The sequence below is a fragment of the Enterobacter sp. RHBSTW-00175 genome, from assembly GCF_013927005.1.
GTDB lineage: Bacteria > Pseudomonadota > Gammaproteobacteria > Enterobacterales > Enterobacteriaceae > Enterobacter.
The window spans coordinates 2,164,001-2,181,599 of record NZ_CP055930.1; the positions used below are offsets into that span (position 1 = coordinate 2,164,001).

Genomic DNA, 17,599 nt, shown 5'->3' on the forward strand with positions numbered 1-17,599 from the left:
TTAGCGCGGCTTTTTTATGGCCTCAGGAAGGTCCAGTGACATTACTGCTGGCAAACGGCTCACTAGCGTGTCGATGGCAATGCGTACCCTCAGCGGCAAATGCGGTGTCTGCTGCCAAACTGCATGAACGTCGAAGCGTACATCTGGCGCCTGCTTCAGGAGCGGGACGAGTTTGCCTTGATGAATCTCTTTGATGGCCATCCAGCAGGGTAACCACGCAATGCCGTGTCCCGCCAGCGCCGCGTCGCAGATCGCCTGTAAGTCATCCATATTGAGTGATGAACGGGGAGTAAAGGTGTGCGAGTGACCTACGTTATCCATCAGTTGCCAGGGTAGCACTCTGCCTGCCCGCAGATAGTTGATGGCCACATGATGGGGTAAATCAGCCACAGTTTCTGGCTGACCGCTTTTCTGCAGATAATCCGGCGCGGCACACAGCACCATGCGGTGCTCCCCTAGCCTTCTGGCGACCAGAACACTGCTGTCCTGCAGCGTGCCGTTACGCACCGCCATATCAAACCCTTCTTCGACGAGATCCACCACGCGGTCGCTGAATGACATTTCAAGCTCAAGGCCGGGGTGTTCCTGCGCCAGTTCTATCAGTAGCGGAGCGACACACTGGCGACCAAACAGCACCGGCATGGCAACGCGCAGGCGGCCGCTGACCTGCTGTTTTCCTGTTTCCAGCAGGGATTCTGCGCCCCGAATCTCCTCCAGCGCGCGCAAGCAGCGTTCGTAAAAAAGAGCGCCGTTATCGGTCAGGCTCTGGCTGCGGGTGGTGCGTTGAAAAAGACGGACCCCCAGCCGGGCTTCAAGGCGGGCGATGCTTTTTCCTACCGCCGAGCGTGATAAATGCAGACGAATAGCGGCCTGAGCAAAGCTTCCCGCCTCAACGGCGGCGACAAAAACGGGGATGTCTTTCAGCGTATCGGACATGGATTGTATCCACTATGGCGTCAATAAAAGGAAAACTTATCGCCACTGGAGACTATTATTCAACGTTAGACTGTCAGTACAGAAGCTCATTTTGATGACAGGAGTAATACGATGAAAGAGACAATGCAACGCTGGTCAATGAACGCTCTCGGGCGCGAGAGCCTCAAACTCATTCAGGAACCTGTTCCACAGCCCGGCCCGGGCGAAGTGCGCGTACGGGTGAATGCCGTTGCGCTCAACTATCGCGACAAAATGGTCATTGAAGGCACGATGCCGATTCCGCTTTCCTTCCCGTTTACGCCGGCGTCTGACATGGCGGGCGTGGTGGATAGCGTGGGTGAAGGCGTCACGCGTTTCAAAGCCGGTGCTCGCGTCATCTCCACCTTCTTCCCTGAGTGGATTGACGGTAAGCCAAAAGCCGATGCACGCACCTTGCCCTATAAAACGCTTGGGGGTTACTTTCAGGGGATGCTGGCCGAATACGTGATTATGAATGAAAACTGGCTGGTGGCGGCCCCGCAAACCCTGGATGATGCACAAGCCAGCACGTTGCCCTGTGCAGGGCTGACCGCATGGTTCGCGCTGGTGGAGCGCGGGAATTTACGCGCCGGGCAATCGGTGCTGGTGCAGGGCACGGGCGGCGTGGCGATATTCGCTTTGCAGATTGCAAAAGTGCTGGGTGCGGAGGTTTTTGTCACCTCGGGAAGCGATGAAAAACTGGCCCAGGCGAAAAAGCTGGGAGCCGATCACGGGTTAAACCGGCTCAAAGGTGATTGGGTTGAAGGGATTTACGTACAGTCTGGCGATCGCGGAATCGACCATATTATTGAAACCGTTGGCGGGGAGAATCTAAAACATTCTCTGCGAGCCGTTGCGGTCCACGGCCGAATTTCGGTGATTGGCGTTCTGGCTGGCACGGAAATCTCATTGCCTGCCAGCGAACTGCTGCTGAAATCACCGGTGATTCAGGGGATTGGCGTCGGACACCGCCGCGCGCTGGAAGATTTCGTCCGCGCCGTGGATGTGACCGGCCTGAAACCTGTGATCGAACACCGCTACCGCTTCGACCAGCTTGAACAGGCGCTCGAACATCTGGATCGCGGCGCGTTCGGTAAAATCGTCCTCACCCGCGAGTGAGTCTGCGATCCCCGGGATTTGCGTAAAAGGGGGGGGGTTGGTTGCGCAATGTAGCCCTATTTTTGTGGGCTTAATCGAGTTAGCATGAGTCAAGACTCATTCAAACCGGGGATCTCATGGCCATCAAACTCATTGCAATCGATATGGACGGCACCCTGCTGCTGCCAGACCACACTATCTCTCCAGCCGTTAAAAACGCAATCGCCGCAGCGCGTGCAAAGGGCGTTAATGTGGTACTGACCACTGGCCGTCCGTATGCCGGTGTTCACAGCTACCTGAAAGAGCTGCATATGAATCAACCGGGTGATTATTGCATCACGTACAATGGTGCTCTGGTGCAAAAAGCCGCTGACGGCAGCGCGGTGGCGCAAACCGCGCTGAACTATGACGATTACCTGTTCCTGGAAAAGCTCTCCCGTGATGTGGGTTCCCATTTCCACGCGCTCGATCGCAATACGCTCTATACCGCAAACCGCGATATCAGTTACTACACTGTGCATGAATCCTTTGTCGCTACCATTCCGCTGGTGTTCTGCGAAGCAGAGAAGATGGATCCGAACACCCAGTTCCTGAAAGTGATGATGATTGACGAACCCGAGATCCTGGACAAAGCCATTGCGCGTATTCCGGCAGATGTAAAAGAGAAGTACACCGTGCTTAAAAGTGCGCCGTACTTCCTCGAAATCCTCGATAAACGCGTCAATAAAGGCACGGGCGTGAAATCACTCGCCGACGCCCTGGGTATTAAACCTGAAGAGATCATGGCGCTGGGCGATCAGGAAAATGACATCGCAATGATTGAGTACGCCGGTATGGGGGTCGCGATGGATAACGCGATCCCGTCGGTGAAAGAAGTGGCCAACTTTGTTACTAAATCCAACCTGGAAGACGGCGTTGCCTGGGCAATCGAGAAATTTGTCCTCAATTAAGATGTGATGCGTAATTTCTCTGTGATGCCTTAACGGTGTCACAGGGCTTGTGATGGAAATGAACAGGAGGCGGTGATGTTAAATAAAGACACACAACTATGCATTTCTCTATCAGGAAGACCCAGTAACATTGGCACGCGTTTTCATAACTATCTGTATCAAAAACTCGACCTCGATTTTATCTACAAAGCTTTCAGCACAACGGATATCGAACACGCGGTAAAAGGCGTGAAAGCGCTGGGCATTCGCGGTTGTTCTGTCTCGATGCCATTCAAAGAAACCTGCATTCCGTTTATTGATACCCTGTCCGATTCCGTACTGGCGATTGATTCAGTGAATACCATCGTCAACGATAAGGGGCATCTGACAGCCTACAACACGGACTACATTGCGGTTAAAAACCTCATTCAGGATAATTTTAACGATACGCAAATGTCGGTCTTCGTGAAGGGCAGCGGCGGGATGGCGAAAGCGGTTGTTGCTGCATTTCGCGATAGCGGGTTTACCCGTGTCACCATTGTGGCGCGCAATCAGCAGCAGGGGCAGGCGCTCGCCGAAAAATATGGCTATCAGTGGCGTCAGGATGCGACGGGGCGGCAGGCTGATATCCTCGTTAATGTCACCCCGATCGGCATGAGCGGCGGTGTGGAAGAAAATAGCCTGGCCTTTGAAAAAGAGGCGGTGAATGCGGCACGCTGGGTGTTTGATGTGGTCGCTTTTCCTTCCGAGACACCGCTTATCCGGCTGGCGAAACAGCTTGGAAAACCGGTCGTGACCGGGGCTGAAGTGATTGCCTTACAGGCGCTCGAGCAGTTTGCGCTCTATACCGGCGTCCGCCCGGATGAGCAGCTTATGCGTGAGGCGTCGGCTTTCTCTCGCCTGTGATGGTCTTCGCGCTGAGTTAAGCGGTACTATGTCGCCTGGTCCTTTGCCCGGATAACGACATGAAACAAATCACCTTCGCTTCGCGCCATCATCAACTGACAAATACCCACACCTGGACGCCTGACAGCAGCTGGCTTGCCTACGATGTGCGTTCTTCTGGTGCCTCTTTTACCGGTGAAACCATTGAGCGAGTGAACGTTAACTCGGGTGATGTTGATGTTATTTATCGTGCCACCCACGGCGCGCATGTCGGAGTGGTGACCGTTCATCCCGCTGAAGATAAGTATGTTTTTATCCACGGCCCGGAAAACCCGGATGCCGGTTGGCACTATGATTTCCACCATCGTCAGGGCGTGATTGCCTACCGCGGGCAGGTAAGTCACCTCGACGCAATGGACATTACTGCGCCCTATACCGCAGGGGCACTGCGTGGCGGCAGCCATGTCCACGTCTTTAGCCCGGACGGGCAGTGCGTGAGCTTTACCTACAACGACCATGTCCTGCACGAGCGCGATCCAAAACTCGATTTACGCAATGTGGGAGTGGCCGTACCCTATGGCCCGGTATCGCCGCCGGGTGCTCACCCGCGTGAATATGCCGGTACGTTCTGGAGCGTGCTGGTGAGTCGCACCACGCACACGCCGGAGCCGGGAAGCGATGAAATCAATCGTGCCTATGAAGAGGGCTGGGTCGGTAACGACAGGCTGGCGTTTATTGGCGATACCGTGTCGGTTCACGGCGATAAAGTTCCGGAACTGTTTATCGTCGATTTACCGAAGAACGAGCAGGGCTGGAAACGTGCGGGAGATACACCATTACAGGGAACACCGGAGACCATGCCAGCGCCGCCTGCGGGCGTGGCGCAGCGCCGTTTAACCTTTACCCATCAAAAGGCGTTCCCGGGGCTGGTGAATGTTCCTCGTCACTGGGTGCGCAGCAATCCGCAAGCAACGCAAATCGCGTTCCTGATGCGCGACAATAACGGCATTGTGCAACTCTGGCTTATCGCACCTGAAGGCGGTGAGCCGCGACAGTTAACCCATAACGAGAGCGATATTCAGTCGGCGTTTAACTGGCACCCATCCGGGAACATGCTTGGATTTGTACTCGAAAACCGGATAGCCCGGTGTGATGCGGCCACAGGAGAGGTGACGTTTTTGACGTCCGATCACGGCAACCCGCCGTCCGGGGACGCCATCGTGTTTTCACCGGATGGGGAGCTGGTTGCCTGGATGGAAGAGACAGCCGGTTTCCGTCAGATTTGGGTCACGGAAACCGCGTAATGTCAGTGTGAGGGCATCGCCGCAGGCGGGATAACGGAGTTTGTCGCCAGGTTTTCCTGCTCGCTTTTCTCGACGCGCGAACGCACTGAGTTGTCGGTACGCAACATATCCCACGGCAGCAGGAGCGTATCGGCGACTGCCGTCAGCGGCATATCCAGTATCACCAGGGATTTGGTGCCCCAGTTAGTGTCGTCATCCGTGATCATCGCGGCGCTCGCACGAGTGCCCGGGTATGTTCCTTCTTTACCGCCAGTGTGAGACATCACGCTCGAACACCCGCAAAGTAATACCACTCCGCTGAACGTTGTCAGCTTAATCAGAACATTTTTCATCATCTGTAATCATCGTTAATGGCACGGCTCAAACCTGCAATGGGGTTTATAACGGGCCATGTTCGAAATGAATAGTCGAAAAGCGCCGCTCTGTGGCGGCCATCGCAATTTAACCCTTTGTGCTGTAGTCCCAGTCTATGCAAGTACCAGCAAAGTGCAAAAAAATCTCACGGTCTGTGGCTTGAAATCCCCTTTTACAGACCCATTTTAAGTATGTACCCCGATAACACATACGCCTGATGGGTATTTGGGGGGTACAGCAGCCTGTCCATGGTGGAAGGCTAAAAATTCTCGCTGATTTCAGGAGCTTTTATTTATGCGTAACTTCGATCTTTCCCCGTTATACCGTTCTGCCATTGGTTTTGACCGCCTGTTTAATCATTTAGAAAATAATCAAAGCCAGAGCAACGGCTACCCTCCTTACAATGTTGAGCTGGTGGATGAAAACCACTACCGCATCGCCATTGCCGTCGCCGGTTTTGCAGAGAACGAACTGGAGATCACCGCCCAGGATAACCTGCTGCTGGTGAAAGGTTCACATGCGGCGGAGCAGAAAGAACGTACCTACCTTTACCAGGGCATCGCCGAGCGCAACTTTGAACGCAAGTTCCAGTTAGCCGAGAACATTCATGTTAAAGGCGCGAACCTGGTCAACGGCCTGCTGTTTGTCGAACTGGAACGCATCATTCCAGAAGAGAAAAAACCGCGCCGTATCGAAATTAACTAATTTAGCGGGTCGCGTTCGCGGCCCAAACCGAATTGCTTGCCGTACCGGGAGCATATGCGAATCCATAAGGATTTGCAGGAACAACTGCGCACAAAATTAAACTGTGCCGAACTCGCTTCTCAGAAGGAGATTTAGTATGCGTAATTACGATTTATCCCCCCTGCTGCGTCAGTGGATTGGTTTTGACAAACTGGCTAACGCCCTGCAAAGCACCACCGAGCAACAGACATTTCCGCCGTACAACATCGAAAAGAGCGATGATAACCACTATCGCATCACGCTGGCGCTGGCTGGCTTCCGTCAGGAAGACCTGGATATCCAGCTTGAAGGCACTCGCCTTAGCGTAAAAGGGACGCCGGAAAAACAAGACACCGAAACCAAGTGGTTGCATCAGGGGCTGGTGACTCAGCCGTTCAGTCTGAGCTTTACCCTGGCCGATCATATGGAAGTTTCTGGCGCCACGTTCACTAACGGGTTGCTGCATATCGACCTGACCCGCAACGTGCCGGACGCCATTGCACCGCAGCGTATCGCCATTAGCGAGCGCCCGGCGTTAAATAGCTGATTTTGTGCGGGCTGGTGCCCTCACTCCGACCCTCTCCTACTGGGTTGAGGGTTCCCCAGAAAAAATACGGGCACGTACGACCCCCTCTCCTTTTTGGGGAGAGGGGGAACATACAGCTCAGGTGGTCATTCCGTTCACTTTATGGTCCTTGCTACTCTGTCACCACAATACCGGTGAACGTGCCAGGGTAGCTCACCGCCGCTACCCTGGCGACCCGGGCTCCCGGCAAGAAAATCGTCGCTTCGCGATGCCCTCAGCGTTTGCTCCAGGCTAATCGGGGACGGGCGGATGAAACGTCCCTGTAAAGCCGCCCTCGCCGCGCATCCATGCGCGGCGCCCCGGCCTTCCGTAAACACTTCGGCGATTTTCAGCCGGACCATGGAGCTGCGGTAAGTCTTTTATTTCAATGGCGTAATATCATCGCTGAAGAAAGACAAAAATTACTGGGGAACCCTCTCCCACCGGGAGAGGGCGCAAACACAAAAAACGGTCACCTTTGGGTGACCGTTCTACTTTTACCTTCGGCTTTTTTGTGCGCCATCGCCCATACAACCGCGTCCGGCTCTGAGAGAATCCTTCTTATAACTAAGGTTATGCACAGGAAGTGGATCATGAGTGATATCGCGTTAACTGTTAGCGTGTTGGCCCTGGTCGCGGTGGTTGGCCTGTGGATTGGCAATATTAAAATCCGTGGCGTCGGGTTTGGTATTGGCGGGGTGTTGTTCGGCGGGATTTTTGTCGGACATTTTGCTGACCAGCTTGGGCTTGTGCTCAGCACTGAGATGCTGCACTTCATCCAGGAATTCGGTCTGATCCTCTTCGTGTATACCATTGGTATCCAGGTTGGGCCGGGGTTTTTCGCTTCTCTTCGTGTTTCTGGCTTACGGCTTAATCTGTTTGCGCTCGGCATTGTCGTGATGGGTGGGCTAGTCACCGCTCTTCTGCATAAACTCTTTGCTATTCCGCTCCCCGTGGTGCTGGGTATTTTCTCTGGCGCGGTCACCAACACGCCTGCGCTGGGTGCCGGGCAGCAAATCCTGCGCGATCTGGGTATCTCGCCAGGCATTGTTGACCAGATGGGGATGAGCTATGCCATGGCTTACCCGTTCGGTATTTGCGGCATCCTGCTCTCGATGTGGCTGATGCGTGTGCTGTTTCGCATCAATGTTGAGAAAGAGGCGCAGGATCATGAATCCACGCTGACGAATGGCCATGCGCTGATCAAAACCATCAATATCCGGGTTGATAACCCCAACCTCGACAAAATGGCCATTCAGGACGTGCCGATCCTGAACAGCGTCAACATCATCTGCTCGCGGCTTAAACGTGACGACATGCTGATGGTGCCATCGCCCGGCACCATTATTCAGTTGGGGGATTTACTGCACCTGGTCGGGCAACCGGGGGATCTGCATAACGCGCGGCTGGTGATTGGTCAGGAGGTGGATACCTCGCTCTCCACACGCGGAACCGACATGCGCGTTGAGCGTGTTGTGGTCACCAACGAGCAGGTTCTTGGCAAGAAAATCCGCGATTTACAGGTAAAAGAGCGTTATGACGTGGTGATCTCGCGTCTTAACCGTGCGGGCATCGAACTGGTCGCTAGCCCGGATGCCAGCCTGCAATTTGGCGACATCCTCAATCTGGTTGGCCGGCCCTCGTCGATAGATGCCGTGGCGGATATGGTCGGCAACGCGCAGCAAAAATTACAGCAGGTGCAGATGCTGCCGGTATTTATCGGTATCGGTCTGGGCGTGCTGCTCGGCTCCATTCCGCTGTATGTACCGGGCTTCCCGGTGGCGCTCAAGCTGGGGCTGGCGGGCGGCCCGCTGATTATGGCGCTGATCCTCGGGCGTATCGGCTGCATCGGTAAGCTGTACTGGTTTATGCCGCCGAGCGCTAACCTGGCGCTACGCGAGCTGGGGATTGTGCTGTTTCTGGCGGTTGTCGGCCTGAAATCCGGCGGCGATTTTGTTGATACTCTGGTCAGAGGCGAAGGGATGAGCTGGGTAGGCTACGGGATATTTATTACCGCAATCCCGCTGCTGACGATGGGCATTCTGGCGCGGATGTTCGCCAAAATGAACTACCTGACACTCTGCGGGATGCTCGCGGGCTCCATGACTGACCCGCCAGCACTCGCCTTTGCCAATAACCTGCACGCCACCAGCGGTGCGGCGGCACTCTCTTATGCCACGGTTTATCCGCTGGTGATGTTCCTTCGTATTATTACGCCACAGCTACTGGCGGTGATTTTCTGGGGGATGAGTTAGTAACTCTTCCGGGTGGATGCGCCGTAAATGGTAGTCCACCTGGTAATCACTGGTATTACGGAACATCACGGAATAATTGAGGAACTCGCCGCTGTCGCTGTAAGAGAGAGAAGTGATTCGCAACAGCGGCGTTTGTTCCGGCAGGTTCAGGTACTGCGCCAGCTGTTTGTCTGCCAGAACGGGCGTCAGGCTTTCGTAGTTCCCGCTGATGGTTATCCCACACTCCTTTTCGATGTAATCAAACTTCGACCCTTCAAGATGCGCCAGCGACAGGTTGCGAAACAGCTTCACTGGCATAAAGCTGTCCTCCAGCATCAGCGGCTTGCCTTCTACATAACGCACCCGGCGCGAAAAGTAGATCCGCTCATCAATCTGAATGCGTAACTGGCTGGCAATGGCAGGCGGCGCGGGCATCACCTCAAACTGTAACACCTTGCTTTGCACCTCTTTTCCCTGCTGGCGTAGCACTTCCACCAGCCCGGTCAGGTTCGTGGTTTCATGGTGGACGTCTTTACGTGCCACAAAGGTGCCGCTGCCGTGACGACGTTCAACCAGCCCCCAGCTCACCAGTAAATCGAGCGCCTTACGGATGGTCATTCGCGCCACGCCAAACTCCTGCGCCAGCGCTTTCTCACCCGGTAACGGGCTACCGACATTGTAATCCGATGAATTCAGCCGTAACCGCAGCCTGTCGGCAATGGATTTGTAGATCACCTGTAGACCTCTCTGTGCATATCAGGGGGGAGAGCTGAGTGTGAAGATGTCCATATTTACAACCAAAAGTAGACCTGATTGGCCAAATTAAAACCATGAATGCGATCACGGAACGCAGCGGTACGTCATGTTTGCTCACCAGTAAATTCTTATGCTCATTTCAGGCCAGCAAAAAACCATAAAGGCCTCTACCCCTTACAGGTTGTTACATGAGGATTTAAAAATGCTCAGTCAAATACAACGTTTTGGCGGTGCCATGTTTACCCCGGTGTTGTTGTTTCCGTTTGCCGGGATCGTGGTTGGGATCGCCATCATGCTGCGCAACCCGCTTTTCGTGGGTGAAGCGCTCACTGCACCGGATAATTTATTCGCGCAAATCGTTCACATTATTGAAGAAGGTGGCTGGGCGGTGTTTCGCAACATGCCGCTGATTTTCGCCGTGGGTTTACCCATTGGCCTGGCAAAACAGGCGCAGGGTCGGGCCTGCCTTGCGGTACTGATTAGCTTCCTGACATGGAACTACTTCATCAATGCGATGGGGATGACCTGGGGCCATTTCTTTGGCGTCGATTTCTCCGCTGAACCCACTGCTGGCAGCGGGCTGGCAATGATTGCCGGGATCAAAACGCTGGATACCAGCATTATCGGGGCGATAGTTATTTCGGGTCTCGTCACCGCCATCCATAACCGCTATTTCGACAAACCCCTGCCGGTGTTTCTGGGGATTTTCCAGGGCACGTCGTTTGTCGTCATCCTCGCGTTTTTCGTGATGATCCCCTGCGCCTGGCTGACGCTACTGGGCTGGCCAAAAGTGCAGATGGGCATTGAGTCCTTACAAGCGTTCTTACGTTCTGCCGGTGCGCTGGGCGTTTGGGTTTATACCTTCCTGGAACGCATTCTGATCCCAACCGGACTGCACCACTTTGTCTACGGACCGTTTATTTTCGGCCCCGCAGCGGTGGAAGGCGGCATTCAGGTGTACTGGGCGCAGCATTTACAGGAATTCAGCCAGAGCACGTTGCCGCTGAAAACCCTGTTCCCGGAAGGCGGATTCGCGCTGCACGGCAACTCAAAAGTGTTCGGCTCCGTCGGGATTGCGCTGGCGCTCTGGTACACCGCCTCACCTGAAAACCGCGTCAAAGTGGCGGGCTTGCTGATCCCGGCAACCCTCACCGCCATGCTGGTGGGCATTACTGAGCCGCTTGAATTCACCTTCCTGTTTATTTCGCCGCTGCTGTTTGCCGTCCATGCCGTGCTGGCGGCAACGATGGCGACGGTAATGTATGTCTTCGGTGTGGTGGGCAACATGGGGGGCGGGCTGCTTGACCAGTTCCTGCCGCAAAACTGGATCCCAATGTTCCACAACCACGCTTCCATGATGTTCACCCAGATAGGCATTGGTCTCTGCTTCACCGGTATCTATTTCGTGGTCTTTAAAACGCTGATTGAGCGGCTGAACCTCAAAACGCCGGGACGTGAAGAGAGCGAAATCAAACTCTACAGCAAAGCCGATTACCAGGCCGCTCGCGGGCAAACCACTGCGCCGGCAGCGGCAAGCCAGCAGGTCGGCCAGGCCGCCGGTTTCTTACAGGCGCTCGGCGGCGCCGCCAATATCGAAAGCGTGAATAACTGCGCCACCCGCTTACGTATCACGCTGGTGGATATGGCACAGACCCAAAGCGACGACGTCTTTAAAGCCCTGGGCGCACACGGTGTGGTGCGACGCGGCAACGGCATTCAGGTGATTGTCGGTCTGCACGTTCCCCTGGTGCGCGACCAGCTTGAATCGCTGATGAAAACCCCTTTAACGAACGAACAAACCACCCTGACGGAGGCTGTATCATGAAAAAATTCTCAGTTGTCATTGCAGGCGGCGGCAGTACCTTTACCCCGGGTATCGTCCTGATGTTGTTAGCCAACCGTGACCGTTTCCCGCTGCGCGCCCTGAAGTTCTATGACAACGATGGCGCACGCCAGGAAACCATCGCCGAGGCGTGCAAAATTATCCTCAGGGAGCAGGCCCCGGAAATCGAATTTAGCTACACCACTGACCCAAAAGTGGCCTTTACCGATGTGGATTTCGTGATGGCGCATATTCGCGTGGGTAAATACCCGATGCGCGAAAAAGACGAGAAAATCCCGCTGCGCCATGGCGTGCTGGGCCAGGAAACCTGCGGCCCGGGCGGGATCTCTTACGGGATGCGCTCTATCGGTGGCGTGCTGGAGCTGGTGGATTATATGGAGCAGTACTCGCCGAACGCGTGGATGCTGAACTACTCCAACCCGGCGGCAATTGTGGCGGAAGCGACCCGTCGCCTGCGTCCGAACGCCAAAATCCTTAACATCTGCGATATGCCGATCGGCATTGAAGGGCGCATGGCGCAGATTGTTGGTCTGAAAGACCGCAAAGAGATGCGCGTGCGCTACTACGGCCTGAACCACTTCGGCTGGTGGACATCGATTGAAGACTTGAACGGCAACGATCTGATGCCAAAACTGCGCGAATATGTGGCGAAAAACGGTTATGTTCCGCCTTCTGAGGACGCGCATACCGAAGCAAGCTGGAACGATACCTTTGCCAAAGCGAAAGATGTGCAGGCGCTGGATCCAGACACCATGCCGAACACCTATCTGAAATATTACTTCTTCCCGGATTACGTGGTGGCGCACTCTAACCCGGAACGCACCCGCGCTAACGAAGTGATGGATCACCGCGAGAAGCATGTGTTCAGCTCCTGCCGGGCGATTATCGAAGCCGGTAAATCCTCCGCCGGGGAGCTGGAAATCGACGAACATGCTTCCTACATCGTCGATCTGGCCACTGCGATTGCCTTTAACACCCAGGAGCGCATGTTGTTAATCGTGCCAAATAACGGCGCAATCCATAACTTTGATGCCGATGCGATGGTGGAAATTCCGTGCCTGGTGGGGCATAACGGCCCTGAACCGCTCACCGTGGGCGATATTCCGCACTTCCAGAAAGGGTTAATGAGCCAGCAGGTGGCGGTGGAAAAACTGGTGGTGGATGCCTGGGAGCAGCGCTCGTATCAGAAACTCTGGCAGGCGATCACCTTGTCGAAAACCGTGCCGAGCGCGTCGGTTGCCAAAGCGATCCTCGATGACCTGATTGAAGCCAACAAGGATTACTGGCCAGAGCTGCATTAATCTTCCTGACCGGCATCGTCCGATGCCGGTTTTCTTGTCCTTGTCGATTTACGCTATGCTGAAGCCTGCCTGGAGCACGACAAGGAACCTTCATGAAAATTTCTCGCCTCGGCGAAGCCCCGGACTACCGCTTCTCGCTGGCCAATGAACGTACATTTTTAGCGTGGATACGCACTGCACTGGGCTTTCTCGCTGCAGGTGTTGGCCTTGACCAGCTGGCCCCGGATTTCGCGACCCCGCTGATCCGCGAAGTACTGGCCCTGCTGCTGTGTCTGTTTGCGGGCGTACTGGCGATTTACGGCTACCTGCGCTGGTTACGTAACGAAAAGGCGATGCGTCTGAAGCAGGATCTACCCTACACGCGCGGGTTACTGATTATCAGCGCGATACTGTTGACGGTGGCAGGTGTGGTGATGGTGCTGGTGTTCTATGGCGGATAGCCGCAAAGCGCGCCGCGAAGCCGATCCCGGCTTACAGCCGGAACGAACCTCACTGGCCTGGCTTCGTACGCTACTGGGATACGGTGCGCTGATCGCGCTGGCGATTAAACACAACTGGCATCGCACAGGCGTGCCGTTCTGGGTTTCTCTTGTTGTGCTGGCGCTGGTGGCGATCATTTTGTGGCGTTATACCCGCAGCCGTAACCTGATGGATGTCGCCCAGGACGACGTTGTCCAGCCAAAAGCGGTGCGGGATAAGTTTCTGATCGCGCTGGCCGTGCTGTCACTGGCGCTACTGTTTGCCGTCACCCATATTCAGCAGATCCTGAATATGTAAAAAAAATCGATCCCTCTCCCACAGGAGAGGGATACACAAAAAACCTTAACGGCCCTTCGCCAGATATTTCGCCATCTCGTCTTCCGGCACCATACCGCCGCCGGTCGCCCACACCAGGTGAGTGGCATCGGCTTTAACGCGCACCGGCCCGGCCATACCCGCCAGCGCCGATGGCTCCAGGCGAATACCCTCTTCCTGCGCCAGCCAGCCGAGCATGTCATACATGCTCTGATCGCTTAAGGTGTAGAAGCCATCGAGCAAACGCTCCATCGCACGCCCCACGAAACCAGATGCACGACCTACCGCCAGCCCATCGGCTGCCGTCACGTTGTCGATCCCCAGATCCTGCACCGCAATCTCGTCGTGCAGGCCGGTATAAACGCCCAGCAGCATACAAGGGGAGTGAGTTGGCTCGGCAAAGAAGCAGTGAACGTTGTCGCCGAAGGCCAGCTTCAGACCAAACGCCACGCCGCCAGGGCCACCGCCCACACCACACGGCAGGTAGACGTACAGCGGATGTTGCGCATCCACCACGCGGCCCTGTGCGGCAAACTGTGCCTTCAGGCGCTCGCCTGCAACGGCGTAGCCCAGGAACAGGGTGCGGGAGTTTTCATCGTCGATAAAGAAACAGTTGGGGTCGCTTTCTGCGGCTTTGCGCCCCTGTTCAACCGCCACGCCGTAGTCCTGCTCGTATTCGACCACAATCACGCCGTGGCTGCGCAGTTTGGCTTTCTTCCATTCGCGGGCATCGGCAGACATATGCACCGTGACCTTAAAGCCGATCCGCGCACTCATGATCCCGATGGACATCCCCAGGTTGCCGGTCGACCCTACCGCAATGCTGTACTGGCTGAAAAAGTCCTTAAAGCGTGGCTCCAGCAGGATGCTGTAATCGTCGTCGACGCTGAGCAGGCCCGCTGCCAGCGCCAGCTTTTCCGCGTGAGTGAGCACCTCATAGATACCGCCGCGCGCTTTTATGGAACCCGAAATCGGCAGGTGGCTGTCTTTTTTCAGCAGCAGCGTGCCGGGGATCGTCGTGCCGAACTCTTTCTCCAGCCGCTTATGCATTGCCGGAATGGCCACCAGTTCAGATTCAATAATCCCGTTGGTGGCTGCCGTTTCCGGAAACGCTTTCGCCAGATACGGTGCGAAGCGGTTCAGCCGCGCATGGGCGTCGTCCACGTCGGCTTTGGTCAGCCCGACATACGGCAACCCTTCTTCAAGCGAGGTGGTTCGCGGGTTAAACCAGGTGGTTTCTTTCAGGGCAATCAGATCCTCAACCAGAGGGAACTGTGCGGTTAGCGTGGTGATAGTTGCGTTTTCCATAATAAATCTCTTCGCGCTCAGATAATGAAAGAAAGCAGGAATGTGCCGCCAAGTGCAAGCACCGAGGCGATAAAGGTCGCCGTCGTATAGTATTTGAACGTCTCATTCAGGGTCGCGCCGCAGTATTGCTTCACAAGCCAGAAGAGGGAATCAGTCACGATCGTGCAGCCAATGGCACCAGAACCGATGGCAATGGTAATGATTTCCGGGCTGACGTTCGGGTACAGCGGCAGCATCGGGGCCACGATGGCGGTGGCACCCATCATCGCAACGGTGGCTGAGCCTACCGCTGCGTGTAGAACTAACGCCACCAGCCAGGCGAGCAGGATCGGATGCATATGCAGGTTCGACAGGATCTGCGCCAGCGTATCGGCCAGTCCGCTGGTTTTGAGGATAGCGTTAAACGCCCCGCCCGCACCGATAATCAACAGAATGTTAGCAATAGAGCCAAAGCCGTGTTCGGTATGGGTGAGCATGGTGCTCATCCCCATATGCTGACGCAGTCCAAGCAGGTAGTAGGCAACAAACACGGCGATAAACATCGCGGTGATCGGGTTGCCGATAAATTCCAGTACCGTGTACAGGGTGCCCGTTTTCGCCATGTTCAGCTCGGCGATGGTTTTCACCAGCATCAGGCCGATGGGCAGCAGCACCGTGAACAGCGTTGCCCCAAGTGACGGCAGCGTGTGTTCTTCCCGGACTTTCAGGTCAGAAAATTCTGCCGGAACCGGTTTGAACGGCAGACGATTGCCGAGCAGTTTCAGGAACAGTGGGCCGCCCACCAGTGAGGCCGTCAGGCCAACCAGTAAGCCGTAGACAATAACTGTCCCCACATCGGCGCCCAGTTTGTTGGTGACGAACAGCGCTGCCGGGTGCGGAGGCACTACACAGTGCACGGCCATCAGCGCAGTACAGAGCGGAATAGCCAGCTTCAGTAGTGAGGTCTGGGTTTTTTTGGCAATCGAGAAGGCAAGCGGGATCAGCAATACCACGCCCACTTCCACAAACAGCGTGATGCCGCAAATCATCCCCACCAGCACCATAATCACATCGGCGGATAGCCAGCGGCAGCGTTGAAGCGTGATGCCGATACGCTCCGCCGCGCCGGACACTTCCATCATCTTGCCGAGGATCGTCCCCAGACCAATCACCGCGGCGAGGAAGCCCAGCGTGCCGCCAATACCGCTCTCAATGGCGTTCACCATATCCAGCGGGCCCATCCCCATCATGGTGCCGACGAAAAAGCTCGCCAGCAGCAGTGCAAGGAACGGATGAAACTTCAGTTTTACGATGGTTAATACAATTAACACGATGCTGATGAGCAGCGTCGCCACAACCCAGACCTGAGATCCCATATCTCACCTCACCCTTAAGTAATCTGCGGGTATTGGACGAAAAAACGGCATGGGCTGACAAACGATATAAATTGCCGTTCAGGTGAGCCAGATAGAATCAAGTGAGTGACTAAACTCTAAAAAACACACTTATTTCGTGTTTGGTTCACATAAATTCATCTCTGAAAGGTATTCTGGGCAGGTAAAAAGAGAGTGAGAATGGCGATGAATGATGCAAATGAGGCCAGAAACCGCCTGTTAAATGGCTGGCAGTTGTCAAAAATGTACACCTTTGAAGTGGCGGCGCGTCACGAATCCTTTGCGCTGGCGGCGGAAGAGCTATCGTTAAGCCCCAGCGCGGTCAGTCACCGCATCAACCTGCTGGAAGAGGAGCTGGGCATTCAGCTGTTTGTGCGCTCACACCGGAAAGTGGAGCTGACCCAGGAAGGAAAGCGTGTGTACTGGACGTTAAAATCGTCGCTGGACACCCTGAATCAGGAGATCCTGGATATCAAAAACCAGGCGCTGTCCGGCACGCTGACGGTTTACTCCCGTCCATCGATTGCCCAGTGCTGGCTGGTACCAATGCTGGGGGACTTCACCCGCCGGTATCCGTCGATTTCGCTGACCATTTTGACCGGCAATGATTATGTAAATATGCAGCGAACGGGGGTCGATCTGGCGCTCTATTTCGACGATACGCCGCCAAATCATCTGTCTCACCATTTTCTGATGGATGAGGCTATCCTGCCGGTGTGTTCCCCGGAATATGCACAACAACATGCGCTGCTTCAGAACCCGGATAACCTGCGCCACTGCACCTTGCTGCATGACCGCCAGGCCTGGAGCAACGACTCCGGCACCGACGAGTGGTTTAGCTGGGCGCAGCATTTTGCAGTAAATATGCCGCCATCATCGGGTATTGGTTTCGATCGTTCTGATTTAGCGATTATTGCTGCAATGAACCACGTGGGGGTGGCGATGGGGCGTAAACGTCTGGTGCAAAAGCGCCTTGAGACTGGGGAACTGATAGCGCCCTTTGGCGAGAAAACGCTGAAATGCCATCAACACTATTACATCTCCACCCCGTCCGGGCGACAGTGGCCAAAAATCGATGCCTTTATCAATTGGTTGAAGGCGATGGCGCAGTGAAGATTTATTACGCTTTGGCTCTACACGAAATGTGAAAAAGCGTGCTAAATACAGGTTATTGCTT

17 protein-coding genes and 1 other annotated feature are annotated in these 17,599 nt (G+C 55.1%); of the genes, 12 read left to right on the top strand and 5 right to left on the bottom strand.

The features are described from left to right. Positions 1 to 936 (bottom strand): LysR family transcriptional regulator, encoded by a 936-nt coding sequence (locus tag HV107_RS10200; protein ID WP_182063085.1) that lies wholly within the window; start codon positions 934 to 936, stop codon positions 1 to 3. 111 nt (positions 937 to 1,047) lie between these two features. On the opposite strand from HV107_RS10200, the gene HV107_RS10205 reads away from it, so the two are divergent. The 4 genes from HV107_RS10205 to HV107_RS10220 all read left to right on the top strand — a co-directional run bounded on the left by HV107_RS10205 (position 1,048) and on the right by HV107_RS10220 (position 5,170). Then, a complete protein-coding gene (locus tag HV107_RS10205; protein ID WP_182063086.1) occupies positions 1,048 to 2,073 on the top strand; it encodes an NAD(P)-dependent alcohol dehydrogenase in 1,026 nt (341 codons plus the stop codon). A 116-nt stretch (positions 2,074 to 2,189) separates the two neighbouring features. Continuing rightward, the gene (yidA, locus tag HV107_RS10210; protein WP_182063087.1) at positions 2,190 to 3,002 is read left to right on the top strand and encodes a sugar-phosphatase; all 813 of its coding nucleotides are present in this window, start codon (positions 2,190 to 2,192) and stop codon (positions 3,000 to 3,002) included. 75 nt (positions 3,003 to 3,077) lie between these two features. Continuing rightward, entirely contained in the window at positions 3,078 to 3,887 is an 810-nt protein-coding gene (locus HV107_RS10215; protein ID WP_182063088.1) for a shikimate 5-dehydrogenase, read from the top strand. Positions 3,888 to 3,946: 59 nt separating this feature from the next. Continuing rightward, positions 3,947 to 5,170 carry a DUF3748 domain-containing protein gene (locus HV107_RS10220; RefSeq protein WP_182063089.1) on the top strand — a complete coding sequence of 408 codons (1,224 nt, stop codon included), beginning with the start codon at positions 3,947 to 3,949 and terminating at the stop codon, positions 5,168 to 5,170. Positions 5,171 to 5,172: 2 nt separating this feature from the next. Here the strand turns inward: HV107_RS10220 and HV107_RS10225 are convergent, their stop codons facing one another. Further along, entirely contained in the window at positions 5,173 to 5,505 is a 333-nt protein-coding gene (locus HV107_RS10225; RefSeq protein WP_182063090.1) for a YceK/YidQ family lipoprotein, read from the bottom strand. 246 nt (positions 5,506 to 5,751) lie between these two features. After that, positions 5,752 to 5,825 (top strand) — a sequence feature (ROSE (Repression Of Heat Shock gene Expression) occurs in the 5'-region of heat shock genes and acts as an RNA thermometer to modulate expression.). On the opposite strand from HV107_RS10225, the gene ibpA reads away from it, so the two are divergent. The 3 genes from ibpA to HV107_RS10245 all read left to right on the top strand — a co-directional run bounded on the left by ibpA (position 5,819) and on the right by HV107_RS10245 (position 9,067). Then, positions 5,819 to 6,229: a small heat shock chaperone IbpA gene (ibpA, locus tag HV107_RS10230; protein ID WP_182063091.1), complete on the top strand. Its 411-nt coding sequence runs from the start codon at positions 5,819 to 5,821 to the stop codon at positions 6,227 to 6,229. (Overlaps the previous feature by 7 nt.) 136 nt (positions 6,230 to 6,365) lie before the next feature. Then, positions 6,366 to 6,794, top strand: coding sequence for a small heat shock chaperone IbpB (gene ibpB / locus HV107_RS10235; protein ID WP_182063092.1), 429 nt, complete (start codon positions 6,366 to 6,368; stop codon positions 6,792 to 6,794). Positions 6,795 to 7,405: 611 nt separating this feature from the next. Further along, complete coding sequence (locus HV107_RS10245; protein WP_182063094.1) at positions 7,406 to 9,067, top strand: putative transporter; 1,662 nt, start codon at positions 7,406 to 7,408, stop codon at positions 9,065 to 9,067. Here HV107_RS10245 and HV107_RS10250 read toward each other — a convergent pair. After that, positions 9,035 to 9,781, bottom strand: a complete 747-nt coding sequence (locus tag HV107_RS10250; RefSeq protein WP_182063095.1) for a GntR family transcriptional regulator — start codon at positions 9,779 to 9,781, stop codon at positions 9,035 to 9,037. The two genes, HV107_RS10245 and HV107_RS10250, sit on opposite strands and share 33 nt — an antisense overlap. A gap of 223 nt (positions 9,782 to 10,004) precedes the next feature. Here HV107_RS10250 and HV107_RS10255 point away from each other — a divergent pair, with 223 nt between their 5' ends. The 4 genes from HV107_RS10255 to HV107_RS10270 all read left to right on the top strand — a co-directional run bounded on the left by HV107_RS10255 (position 10,005) and on the right by HV107_RS10270 (position 13,723). Next, on the top strand, positions 10,005 to 11,627 hold the full coding sequence (locus HV107_RS10255) for an alpha-glucoside-specific PTS transporter subunit IIBC (protein ID WP_182063096.1): 1,623 nt from the start codon (positions 10,005 to 10,007) through the stop codon (positions 11,625 to 11,627). Further along, positions 11,624 to 12,946 carry a 6-phospho-alpha-glucosidase gene (locus HV107_RS10260; protein ID WP_182063097.1) on the top strand — a complete coding sequence of 441 codons (1,323 nt, stop codon included), beginning with the start codon at positions 11,624 to 11,626 and terminating at the stop codon, positions 12,944 to 12,946. Before HV107_RS10255 ends, HV107_RS10260 begins: the two co-directional genes overlap by 4 nt. A gap of 92 nt (positions 12,947 to 13,038) precedes the next feature. Beyond that, complete coding sequence (locus HV107_RS10265; RefSeq protein ID WP_014068263.1) at positions 13,039 to 13,386, top strand: YidH family protein; 348 nt, start codon at positions 13,039 to 13,041, stop codon at positions 13,384 to 13,386. Continuing rightward, positions 13,376 to 13,723: a DUF202 domain-containing protein gene (locus HV107_RS10270; RefSeq protein WP_182063098.1), complete on the top strand. Its 348-nt coding sequence runs from the start codon at positions 13,376 to 13,378 to the stop codon at positions 13,721 to 13,723. The genes HV107_RS10265 and HV107_RS10270 overlap by 11 nt, the downstream gene beginning before the upstream one ends. Positions 13,724 to 13,768: 45 nt before the next feature. Here the strand turns inward: HV107_RS10270 and dsdA are convergent, their stop codons facing one another. Further along, positions 13,769 to 15,049, bottom strand: coding sequence for a D-serine ammonia-lyase (gene dsdA / locus HV107_RS10275; RefSeq protein WP_182063099.1), 1,281 nt, complete (start codon positions 15,047 to 15,049; stop codon positions 13,769 to 13,771). Between the two features lie 17 nt (positions 15,050 to 15,066). Then, complete coding sequence (gene dsdX, locus HV107_RS10280; protein WP_182063100.1) at positions 15,067 to 16,404, bottom strand: D-serine transporter DsdX; 1,338 nt, start codon at positions 16,402 to 16,404, stop codon at positions 15,067 to 15,069. Between the two features lie 204 nt (positions 16,405 to 16,608). Between dsdX and dsdC the strand changes: the two genes are divergently transcribed. After that, positions 16,609 to 17,535 (top strand): DNA-binding transcriptional regulator DsdC, encoded by a 927-nt coding sequence (gene dsdC / locus HV107_RS10285; protein ID WP_182063497.1) that lies wholly within the window; start codon positions 16,609 to 16,611, stop codon positions 17,533 to 17,535. Positions 17,536 to 17,599 lie beyond the last annotated feature (64 nt).